11 protein-coding genes and 1 pseudogene are annotated in these 9,904 nt (G+C 67.2%); 6 read left to right on the top strand and 6 right to left on the bottom strand.

Annotation, left to right across the window (positions count from 1 at the left end):
• Together DBR23_RS32020 and DBR23_RS27935 are read left to right on the top strand one after the other, a co-directional pair.
• Window positions 1-148: pseudogene (locus DBR23_RS32020) on the top strand (biotin synthase); the annotation flags it as partial.
• Between the two features lie 15 nt (window positions 149-163).
• The gene (locus tag DBR23_RS27935; protein WP_233250794.1) at window positions 164-1,153 is read left to right on the top strand and encodes a TIGR03915 family putative DNA repair protein; all 990 of its coding nucleotides are present in this window, start codon (window positions 164-166) and stop codon (window positions 1,151-1,153) included.
• On the opposite strand, the gene DBR23_RS27930 is transcribed toward DBR23_RS27935, so the two are convergent.
• Window positions 1,047-2,048, bottom strand: coding sequence for a pyridoxamine 5'-phosphate oxidase family protein (locus tag DBR23_RS27930; RefSeq protein ID WP_108500217.1), 1,002 nt, complete (start codon window positions 2,046-2,048; stop codon window positions 1,047-1,049). The two genes, DBR23_RS27935 and DBR23_RS27930, sit on opposite strands and share 107 nt — an antisense overlap.
• Window positions 2,045-2,686: a glutathione S-transferase family protein gene (locus DBR23_RS27925; protein WP_108500216.1), complete on the bottom strand. Its 642-nt coding sequence runs from the start codon at window positions 2,684-2,686 to the stop codon at window positions 2,045-2,047. The genes DBR23_RS27930 and DBR23_RS27925 overlap by 4 nt, the downstream gene beginning before the upstream one ends.
• Before the next feature lie 117 nt (window positions 2,687-2,803).
• Here DBR23_RS27925 and DBR23_RS27920 point away from each other — a divergent pair, with 117 nt between their 5' ends.
• Window positions 2,804-3,742, top strand: a complete 939-nt coding sequence (locus tag DBR23_RS27920) for a LysR family transcriptional regulator (protein WP_108500215.1) — start codon at window positions 2,804-2,806, stop codon at window positions 3,740-3,742.
• An 85-nt stretch (window positions 3,743-3,827) separates the two neighbouring features.
• On the top strand, window positions 3,828-4,154 hold the full coding sequence (locus DBR23_RS27915) for a hypothetical protein (protein WP_108500214.1): 327 nt from the start codon (window positions 3,828-3,830) through the stop codon (window positions 4,152-4,154).
• A gap of 153 nt (window positions 4,155-4,307) precedes the next feature.
• Here the strand turns inward: DBR23_RS27915 and DBR23_RS27910 are convergent, their stop codons facing one another.
• Complete coding sequence (locus DBR23_RS27910; RefSeq protein WP_108500213.1) at window positions 4,308-4,901, bottom strand: TetR/AcrR family transcriptional regulator; 594 nt, start codon at window positions 4,899-4,901, stop codon at window positions 4,308-4,310.
• A 115-nt stretch (window positions 4,902-5,016) separates the two neighbouring features.
• Here DBR23_RS27910 and DBR23_RS27905 point away from each other — a divergent pair, with 115 nt between their 5' ends.
• Both DBR23_RS27905 and DBR23_RS27900 read left to right on the top strand, forming a co-directional pair.
• Window positions 5,017-5,844 carry an SDR family oxidoreductase gene (locus DBR23_RS27905; RefSeq protein ID WP_108500212.1) on the top strand — a complete coding sequence of 276 codons (828 nt, stop codon included), beginning with the start codon at window positions 5,017-5,019 and terminating at the stop codon, window positions 5,842-5,844.
• 30 nt (window positions 5,845-5,874) lie between these two features.
• Complete coding sequence (locus DBR23_RS27900; RefSeq protein WP_108500211.1) at window positions 5,875-7,008, top strand: thiolase family protein; 1,134 nt, start codon at window positions 5,875-5,877, stop codon at window positions 7,006-7,008.
• 48 nt (window positions 7,009-7,056) lie between these two features.
• Here the strand turns inward: DBR23_RS27900 and DBR23_RS27895 are convergent, their stop codons facing one another.
• From DBR23_RS27895 to DBR23_RS27885, 3 genes are all read right to left on the bottom strand, one after another.
• Window positions 7,057-7,533: a peptidylprolyl isomerase gene (locus DBR23_RS27895; protein ID WP_056067938.1), complete on the bottom strand. Its 477-nt coding sequence runs from the start codon at window positions 7,531-7,533 to the stop codon at window positions 7,057-7,059.
• Between the two features lie 161 nt (window positions 7,534-7,694).
• A complete protein-coding gene (locus DBR23_RS27890; protein WP_108500220.1) occupies window positions 7,695-8,774 on the bottom strand; it encodes a pirin family protein in 1,080 nt (359 codons plus the stop codon).
• Between the two features lie 226 nt (window positions 8,775-9,000).
• Window positions 9,001-9,904 (bottom strand): MFS transporter (locus tag DBR23_RS27885; protein ID WP_146191472.1); only part of this gene is annotated, 904 nt, incomplete at its 5' end.

Raw genomic sequence — 9,904 nt, 5'->3', positions numbered from 1 at the left:
GCATGCAGACCTGGCGCAGCTGCATGTGCCGCTCAAGAAAGTGCTGCCCTTTGTGGAGGCGGCCGACTACCGCCCCGGCCGTGCGCTGGACGCTGCCGACCTCGCCGCGCAGTTGACGCCGCCGCCGGTGCAGCGCAGCCTGTTCTGAGCTGGAGAGGCCCGCATGCAGCGCCACACCATCACGCTGGACCACGCCACCGACTGGCCCGGTTTTCGTCAAGCGGCACGCGCCCTGGTGCAAGCCAACGTGCCTCCGCAGGCTGTGGACTGGCGCTGCCTGGCGGATGCCGCTGAAGACCTGTTCGCGCCCGAACCTGCAGTCAGCGACACCTGGCCCAGCGCAGCCCCCGATGCGCCGCCGCTGCGCGTGCCGCCCGACTTTGTGCACCTGTGCGAGCAGCTCATCCTGCACCGCGATCCGGGCCGCTTTGCGCTGATGTACCGCCTGCTGTGGCGCATGGCGCAGGGCGGCCATGAAGCCGACAGCGCGCGGCACGACCCGCTGGACGCCGACCGCATGTTGGCCCACCACATGGTCCGCAGCGTGCGGCGGGACATCCACAAGATGCACGCCTTTGTGCGCTTTCGGCCCGTGGTGGAACCCTATGGCCAGACCCTGCACATGGCCTGGTTCGAGCCCGACCACTACATCACCGTGGCCAACGCGGGCTTCTTCATCCGCCGCTTCACGCAAATGCGCTGGGCCATCCTCACGCCCGACGCCAGCGTGCGCTGGGACGGCCAGCAGCTACACACCGGCCCCGGCGCGCAGCGCAGCGACGCGCCGCCGCCCGATGCGGGCGAGGCGCTGTGGCTCACCTACTACCGCCACATCTTCAACCCCGCGCGGCTCAAGCTCACCATGATGAAAAAGGAAATGCCCACGCGCTACTGGCACAACCTGCCCGAGGCCACGCTCATCACCGAGCTGGCTCAAACCGCGCACGAGCGCAGCGCCAAGATGGTGGAGGCCGAGGCCACCGTACCGCGCAGGCGCATCGCGGGGACAACGGCACCCCGTGCGCGGCCCGCTGGTGGTGCCCCACTCAGTCCAGCGCTGCCTCGCGCATCACCCGGAACTGAGGGGCCGACACCGGCGGTGTCCAGCGCCACGGCAGCACCTGCGGCCGCCACAGGGCGCGCAGCACCGTGAGCCGCAGCACACGCTGTGCGCCGGGCCAGGCAGCACGCGCAGCGCGGTCCCAAAGCACCTCGGCCTGCGCGGCAATGTGCAGCAAGCCGCCCTCTTCATAGTCCACCACCAGCAGGCCTGCCAGCGGGTGCAGCGCAAGGTTGCCCAGGGTGTTGAAGAACTGGTTGCCAGGGTAGTCCGGCAGGCTCAGCACCACGCCGGCCTCCGTGTGCGCCACCTGCACAAAGCCCGGCTCACCGCCCCGGTGCGATACATCTACGCCTTCGCTGTGCCCGGCACCAGGGCGTGGCGCCGAGGCACTGGCAATGAACAGGGTGTCGGCACGCTGCACGCGCTCGATGGCGGCGGCGTCCAGTCCAGCGCCCAGCCACTGCACCGGGCCCGGAGCGGCCAGCGCAGCGCGCAGGCCTGGCTCCCGCGCCTGGATGTATTTGGGGCAGTTGCCAAAGCTCTGCACCACCTGCATGTCCAGGCCGCTATCGCCAAACGCTGCCACCCGCCCGTTCATGCGGTTGCGCCGCCGCGTGTGCGGCTCCAGCCCCAGCACGCCCACGGCCGCGTCTGGCGCCAGGTGTGCGAGCACTGGGTCCTTGGAATCCGGCGCGGTCGCGATCTGCATGCGCTGCGCATCGGGGGTGTGCACAAACCCAGGCGGTCCGGCAAGCATCGTGGCCCACGGCTGGCCTTGTTCATCCAACGTCCCCAGCAGCAAGGTGGGCAGCTTTTCAAACAGCTCACGGTGCTGGTCGGGCATGTGATCGCGCAGCACCATCGCACCCACGGCCGCCATGCGCTCGCGCACGCCCACGCGCGCCTGCAAGGCCTGCTCACCGGGGTGGAATGCCTCGGGCGGCACCGGCACCCCAACCGGTGCAGCGGGCACGGTGGCTGTCATGCCGCCACCTGCTCGGCAGTGGGCAGCTGGTCGGCCAGCACCGGGTAGCCCGGCAAGGCCTGCATGCGCGCCACCCAGGCCGCAATGCGCGGGTAGGCATCCAGCGGCAGCCCCGCCAGGTGGGCCTGCGAGGTGTAGCTGACCATGGCCACATCGGCCAGGCTGGGCGCTGCACCCCCCAGCAACCAGGCGCGCCCCTGCAGTTCGTCCTCCATGAAGGTGAGCAGGCGCTTGCCGGTGGCCTGCGCCACCTCGTTCACGGCACGGCCCGTCAACGTCGCAAAGCGCGGCCCCCCGATACCCGGCGCCAGAAAGCCCGCCGCCAGACTGAACCAGCGCTGCAGCTGCGCCTGCCCCACGGCGTCCTGCGGCAGCCAGGCACTGCCGGGGGCGTAGCGCTGCACCAGGTAAACCAGGATGCCGTTGCTGTCGCTCAGCACCTGGCCTGCGTCCACCAGCACGGGCACCTGGCCCAGCGGGTTGAGTGCCAGAAACTCCGCGCGCTGGTGTTCGCCGCGCAGCAGATTCACGTCAATCAGTTCATAGGGCAAGCCGAGCAGGGACAGCATCAGCTCCACGCGATGGCAATGGCCCGAGATGGGCATGCGGTACAGCTGGAGCGGGGTGGTGGGGAACATGGTGAAGCCTCGTCGGTGGGTGGGTGAAAAGATGGCTCGACGATATCTGTTGCAAGCTGCGATGTGAATAACCAATCACCGCTTTTCATAATTGCGACATCCGCAATAATGGGTTGCATGGACTATCTCGACACCCTGCGCTGTTTTGTGGCCGTGGCGGACGCTGGCGGCTTTGCCGTGGCGGGCCGGCGGCTGGGCTGCTCGGCCACGGCCGTCACACGTGCCATTGCGGCGCTGGAGGCGCGGCTGGGTGTGCTGCTGTTCCAGCGCAGCACGCGCATGGTGCGCTTGACCGAGGCGGGCGAGCGCTTTTTGCAAGACTGCCGCCCCATCCTGAACGACCTGCACGAGGCCGAGCAGGCAGCCAGCGGTGCACAGGCCGAGGCCCAGGGGCTGCTGTCCATCACGGCACCGCAGATGTTCGGCATCCAGCATGTGGCCCCCATCGTGCAGGGCTTCTTGCAGGCCCAGCCGCGTGTGCAGGTGCGCACGCTGTTCGTCAACCGACTGGTGCATTTGCTCGATGAAGGCATGGACGTGGCCATCCGCATCGCGCACCTGCCTGACTCCGGGCTCACTGCCGTGCAGGTCGGCGCGCTGCGCCGCCTGGTGGTGGCTTCTCCCGCCTACCTGGCGCAACACGGCAAGCCACGCCACCCGGCCGACCTGAGCAACCACCGGGCCATCGGCTTCGCCTTTGACGCACGCACGCCGTCGCCCTGGAAGTTTCGCGATGGCGCCACAGGCCAGCCGCAATTCACCTGGATCAGCAACAGCAACGAGGTGGACATCGCCGCCGCAGAGGCGGGCATCGGCTTGACCCGTTGCCTCGCCTACCAGGCCGCAGCCAGCCTGCGCGCAGGGCGCTTGCGCATCGTGCTGGCCGACCACGAACTGCCACCCGTGCCCGTGCACATCGTCTACCCCGCAGGCCGGCGGGCCCCGGCAAAGGTGCGCGCCTTTGTGGAATGGGCACGCGAGCGCCTGGCCAAGGAGCCGGTGCTGAACGGGCGCGGTCTGGGGCGCGGTAACGCCTTGTTGCCAATGACTTCGTAACCTGTCATCGCAACGCCTCCGAGCGCCGTTGCATAGCTAAGTCCGACGCTGTGTCGGGCGGTCATCCGATCTGAAAGGATTTCTCATGAACAAGCTCCTCGCTGCCCTGCTCGCCGGTTTCTTTGTGACCGCATCGTTTGCCCAAGCCCCTGCGGCCCCCGCAACGCCAGCAACCCCCGCGAAGGCCGCGGCGCCTGCGACCCCTGCCACATCGGCCATGCCTGCCACCCCAGCGACTCCAGCCACGCCCGCCACACCAGCGGTCAAAGCCGAAGCCAAGCCCGCAGTAACGCCAACCGCCACCGCGTCGGCCCCTGCAGAAAAGAAGGCAGAGAAGAAGGCGAAGGCCAAGAAGACTAAGGCAATGGCAGAGAAAAAAGCCGACGCTGCCAAGCCTGAAGCAGCCAAGTAAGTTCCAGGTCGACCACTACACAAAGCCCGCTCTGCGGGCTTTGTGTTTTTCCATCTCAGGGCTCAATGCTGTCGCTGTAACCCCCGCAGAAATGCGAGGACAAAAAATGCGATAGCAAGATCCAGCGCGCTGCGTTTCATATGCCGTGGGCACTCACCGCGGGACAGGCTCTGGCAAGCGCAGTGAGGCTGCGGTTGCATTCAGGATTTCGTTCGACAGCTCTTCATCGTCCACCGCGCGCGCCAGCACCATGGCGCCCACCAGATTCGCATAGTCGGCCAGCGCACGCTGGCGCTTCGCAGCCTTGGTACGGCCAGGCACCAAGGTGGCCAGTCCTTCCAGTTGGGCGCGCACGCCCTCGGTCACAGCATGGCGGACGGCCGGCCCCTGCCGCGCTGCATCACCGCCCAGAGCGGCCAGCAGACAACCCTGACCGGGTGCATCTCGGTGGTGGGGCGAAAGATAAGCCGCCTCGATAGCTGCCAAAGGGTCCTGCCCCTTATCCACAGCGTCACGCGCAATGGCTGCCCAGGCGGTCTGCAGCCGGTGCAAGGCCCTTGCGCTGGCCTGCGCCATCAGCTCGTCCTTGGACGCAAAGTGCCCATAGAACCCGCCATGCGTGAGCCCCGCGCTCTTCATGAGGTCGGCCACACCAATGCCATCGAAACCCTTTTCGCGGAACAACTGCGCGGCCGCATCAAGGATGCGCTCACGGTTTTCCGCCATCTGTTCCTTGCTGACCTTCATTGTCTATCTCTCCTCGGACTGCAAGCCCTGAAACTTAGTCTTGACATTTTAAATGATGATCATCATATAATTTAAACGTGACGATCATCATCTAAAACAGATTTCAGGAAACCCTATGACCACCACAGAGAACCATTCCTCTCGCCCCTCTCTGGGCACAGCCCTCATCACAGGCGCTTCGTCCGGCATTGGTGCCGTGTACGCAGACCGGCTGGCGCGCCGTGGTTACGATTTGATCCTGGTAGCGCGTGACGCCGCACGCCTGGCTGCACTCGCCCACCGTCTGGCGCAGGAGACCGGGGTGAAGACTGAGGTGCTGCAGGCGGACCTGACGGACCGCAGCGACCTGATCCGTGTGGAGCAGCGTCTGCACAGCGACGCCAGCATCACGCTGCTGCTCAACAACGCGGGCATTGCAGTGACAGGGACATTGCTGGACGCCGATATCGATGCCGTGGAACGCATGCTGGCGCTGAACGTGCTGGCACCCACCCGGCTCGCTGCGGCCGCAGCCAAGGGCTTTGCGACGCGGAGGGCAGGCACGCTGATCAACATTGCCTCCGTTTTGGCACTGCTGCCGGAGATGTTCAGCGGCACGTACAGCGGTACCAAGGCTTACCTGCTGAACCTCACCCGGTCCCTGCAGCAGGAGCTGGGGCCGATAGGCGTCCGCGTGCAGGCGGTGATGCCGGGTGCAACACGCACCGAGATCTGGGACCGCGCGGGTACACCCATCAGCCACCTGCCGCAAGACATGCTGATGGACGTGGACGCCATGGTGGATGCCGCGCTGGCCGGTCTGGATCAGGGCGAAGCGGTGACCATCCCCTCGCTGGAAGCGGTGCACGAGTGGAACGCGCTGGAAGACGCGCGCCGGGCGCTCGGGCCTTTTCTGTCGCTGCGTCAGCCAGCCCGACGCTACGCGGTCACCACCAGCGCCTGAGCCTTCCTGCACCACAACCGAGGTCTGACCATGCAAGCACTGATTTCTGCCTATGCCCGCTCCCCGTTCCACTTCGCCCGCAAGGGGGCGTTGGCCGATGTGCGGCCCGATGCCCTCGCCGCGCAGGTGGTCACGGGTCTGTTGAAACGCACCGGAATCGACCCTGCAACCCTGGAAGACGTGATTGCCGGCTGCGCGTACCCGGAGGCAGCACAAGGCAACAACATCGCGCGCATCGTGTCGCTGCTGGCGGGCCTGCCACACGAAGTGGGCGGCATGACGGTGAACCGCTTTTGCGGATCGTCCATGTCCGCTATTCACATCGCCGCCGCACAGATTGAGGCAGGCCTGGGCGAAGCCTTTCTGTGCATTGGCGTCGAGTCCATGACCATGGTTCCGCAGGGGGGCTTCAACTTCTCGGCCCACCCCACGTTGTACGAGCACAGCGATGCGTACATCGGCATGGGAGAGACGGCCGAGAACGTGGCCCACCGATACGGGGTGAGCCGCGCTGATCAGGAATCGCTGGCCGTATCGTCACACCACAAGGCTGCGGCAGCGCGCGAGGGCGGTCTGCTGCAGGCTGAACTCGTACCTATTGCCCTGGCGTCGGGCGAACTGGTGACTCAGGACGGCTGCATCCGCCCCAGCACCACGCTGGAGGCACTGGCGGCGCTGCGACCCGCATTCCGCGCAGATGGTGTGGTGACCGCTGGAACCTCGTCGCCCCTGACCGATGGCGCAGTGGCTGTCTTGGTGACGACCGACGCATATGCAGCGCGGCACGGACTGGCCCCGCTGGCCCGCATCCGCGCAATGGCCACTGCGGGCGTAGATCCTGCATACATGGGCATGGGTCCCGTACCCGCCACACGCAAGGCACTGGCCCGCGCGAAGCTGTCGGTCAGCGATCTGGATGTCGTGGAGATCAATGAAGCGTTTGGATCGCAAGCCCTGGCGTGCATCCGCGAACTGGGCCTGCGCGAAGACACCGTCAATCTGGATGGGGGTGGGCTGTCCATCGGCCACCCGCTGGGCGCCACCGGTGCGCGCATCACGGGCAAGGCCGCTGCGCTGCTGCAGCGCGAGAAGGGCCGCTATGCGCTGGCCACACAGTGCATTGGTGGCGGCCAGGGCATTGCGACGGTGCTGGAGGCCCTATAAGCAGCAGAGGCAAATCAGAGGCCCGCGCAGCGGCCTCTGGAATGACTATCAGTGGTGGTGGCCATGCGCACCATGCACATGGCGGTGCGCAACTTCTTCGGGGCTGGCAGCGCGCACTTCAGTGACCTTGCAGCTGAAGGTCAACGCCTGGCCTGCCAGCGGGTGGTTGCCGTCCAGGTGCACTTCGGGGCCCTTGATCTTGACCACGTTGAACACGGCGGGCTGGCCGTCGTTGCCCACGCCTTGCAGCTGGCCGCCGACCTTCACGCCGGGCGGGAACTCGCTTTTGGGAATGGTGCGCACCAGGCTTTCATCGCGCGCGCCAAAGGCGTCTTCCACCGCCAGCTGCAGCGTGGTGCTGAAGCCCACGGCCTGGCCATCGAGTGCGGCCTCGACCTTGGGGAAGATGTTTTCGTAGCCACCGTGCAGGTACGACAGGTGCCCCGCATCCAGCGGCTTGCCCTGGGGCGTGGTGACCTTGTAGGTGATGGTGACGGCGGAGTCTTTGGTGATGGTGGTGGCCATGGTGGTGCTTGCGCTTTCAGGCGGTGAAGAATCGACGCGGGGCTGGCAGGGGTATGCCACCAGCCGCCGCGCGGGTCAGAAAGAAACCCTGGATTGTCCACGAGGCGCCGCACGGCCGCCGCAGCGCCCCGTGAAAGCTTGGCAGGGCCTGTTGAACAACCCTATGCGCCCGCCGGGGTCTCAGCCGGGCGCTCTTCCTCGGTCTGGCCGGGGTAGCGCGCAAAACGCCGCGCCTCGGTGCCGTGCACCGGGTCCTGGTCGGGCCAGGGCCAGCCGCCGAACTGGGTGCGGCGGTAGTCGTTCATGGCCTGCATGATCTCGGCCTGTGTGTTCATCACAAACGGGCCGTACTGCGCCACGGGCTCGGCGATGGGCTGGCCTTGCAGCAGCAGGCATTCCAGCGGCGTGGCGCCGGTGTTGGTCAGCTGCCAGTCCTGCCCGGCCACCAGCTCCAGCGCGGCGTGCTGGCCCACGTCCTGCGGGCCCACGCGCAGGCTGTCGCCCACAAAGAAGTACAGCATGCGGCGCGTGCCCTGGCCGCGCGCGGCGGGCAGCGTCCACTGCGCGCCAGGGTCCATGCGCAGCGTCCAGATGGCCACATCGCCCTCGGGCTGCGAAGCCCAGGACTCGGGTGGCGGCGCCAGCGGCGCGGGCGCGCCGGGCAGAGCGCCCGCCACCACCGTCACCGTGGTGGCACGGCCTGCGTCGTCGTGGTGGACCATGCGCGGAATGCGCTCGTTCCACAGCATGGTGAAGTGCGGCTCCACCATCTTGTTCTTCGCGGGCAGGTTCAGCCAGATCTGGAACAGCTCCAGTGGGTTGGGCTCGGTGGCGTTGAGCAGCGGGAACATCTCCGAATGCACGATGCCCTTGCCCGCCGTGACCCACTGCACATCGCCCCCGCCAAAGCGCGCGGCGGCGCCCAGCGAGTCGGAATGGTCGATGAGGCCCTTGCGCACGAGGGTCACGGTTTCAAAGCCCCGGTGCGGGTGGCCCGGAAAGCCGGGCACGGTGTCGCCGTGGTACATGCTCCAGCCGTCCTTGCGGCTGAAGTCGCTGCCGATCTGGCGGCCCTCCAGCGACACGGCGGGCGCAAACGCGCCGTTGCCTGCGGGGTAGGCGTCGTCATGATGGGCGCAGAACAGGAACGGGTCCATCGTGGGCCACAGCGGACCCAGCGCCTGGGCCTGCACGACGGGCAGGCTGGCGGCAGACGAAGACACGGTGGGGGAGGACGACATCAAGGACTCCTTGGGTTTGCGCCACCGGCTATCGGGCAGCACGCCTGCCAAAGATAAGGCCAGCGGCCGCTTTCAGAAGTGCGCTGGGTGGAACAGTGCGGTGCGGCATACAGGACAGTGCCGCACAGCGTGCGCACACAGCTTCGCCACCATTTCAAGCCAAAATGACTGCATGCGCCAGTGGAATATGCCCGTTCAGCTATCAATTAAATAGCACCCTATCTCCTCACACGGCACCCGCGTGGGAAGGCGCGGCGGCGGACGGCTGCGGTGCCGGGCGCAACACGAAACCACCCAGCACGGCGGCCACCAGCGAGCACAAGGCCGACACCCAGAACGCCAGCTGGTAGCCCGCATTGAGCGCCTGCTGCACGCTGGCCCCGGCCTGACGCAGATGGTCGGTGCGCGCATCGGCCAGGCTGGCCAGGATGGCGAGGCCCAGCGCGCCGCCCATCATGAACGCGGTGTTCACCACCCCCGAGGCCAGCCCCGAGTCTTCGGGCTTCACATCGCCCATGGCGGCCAGCAGCAGCGGGTTGAGCGCAATGCCGGCACCCACGCCCAGCAGCAGCATGCCGGGCAGCACGTGGACCACAAACCGCCCCTCGGTGGGCGCCAGCGCAAACAGGGCCAGGCCCACCGCCGCCAGCAGCAGCCCCCAGCCCAGCGTGCGGCGGATGCCAAAACGCATCACCACCCAGGCCGACAGCCCCAGCGAGCAGCCCGCCATGATGAGGTTGGACGGCAGGAACGCCAGGCCCACCTGCATGGCGTCGTAGCCCAGCACCAGCTGCATGTACAGCGCCGACAGAAAGAACCACGCAAACATCGACGCCGCCCACAGCACGCCCACCACGTTGGAGATGGCTAGGTTGCGCAGCCGCAGCAGCGGCAGGGGCACCAGCGGCGCAGCCACATGCGACTCGATGAACAAAAACGCCGCCAGCAGTGCCGCCGCAGCCCCCAGCAGCCCCAGCGACTGCAGCGAGGTCCAGCCCGCAGCGTTGCCGTTGACGATGGCGTACACCGCCAGCATCAGCGACGCGGTGATGGTGACGGCGCCCGCCACGTCCAGCCGTTGCCCGTGGGCCTGCCCCTTGCCGCCCGGCAGCAGCGCCAGGCAGGCCAGG

The organism is Acidovorax sp. HMWF018 (genome assembly GCF_003061035.1).
Taxonomy (GTDB): domain Bacteria; phylum Pseudomonadota; class Gammaproteobacteria; order Burkholderiales; family Burkholderiaceae_C; genus Acidovorax; species Acidovorax delafieldii.
This window is presented reverse-complemented; position numbering and strand designations above follow the sequence as displayed.

Coding starts and splice junctions, on each gene's coding strand:
- DBR23_RS27935 (WP_233250794.1), top strand. CDS start 164: ATGCAGCGCCACACCATCACGCTGGACCACGCCACCGACTGGCCCGGT.
- DBR23_RS27930 (WP_108500217.1), bottom strand. CDS start 2,048: ATGACAGCCACCGTGCCCGCTGCACCGGTTGGGGTGCCGGTGCCGCCC.
- DBR23_RS27925 (WP_108500216.1), bottom strand. CDS start 2,686: ATGTTCCCCACCACCCCGCTCCAGCTGTACCGCATGCCCATCTCGGGC.
- DBR23_RS27920 (WP_108500215.1), top strand. CDS start 2,804: ATGGACTATCTCGACACCCTGCGCTGTTTTGTGGCCGTGGCGGACGCT.
- DBR23_RS27915 (WP_108500214.1), top strand. CDS start 3,828: ATGAACAAGCTCCTCGCTGCCCTGCTCGCCGGTTTCTTTGTGACCGCA.
- DBR23_RS27910 (WP_108500213.1), bottom strand. CDS start 4,901: ATGAAGGTCAGCAAGGAACAGATGGCGGAAAACCGTGAGCGCATCCTT.
- DBR23_RS27905 (WP_108500212.1), top strand. CDS start 5,017: ATGACCACCACAGAGAACCATTCCTCTCGCCCCTCTCTGGGCACAGCC.
- DBR23_RS27900 (WP_108500211.1), top strand. CDS start 5,875: ATGCAAGCACTGATTTCTGCCTATGCCCGCTCCCCGTTCCACTTCGCC.
- DBR23_RS27895 (WP_056067938.1), bottom strand. CDS start 7,533: ATGGCCACCACCATCACCAAAGACTCCGCCGTCACCATCACCTACAAG.
- DBR23_RS27890 (WP_108500220.1), bottom strand. CDS start 8,774: ATGTCGTCCTCCCCCACCGTGTCTTCGTCTGCCGCCAGCCTGCCCGTC.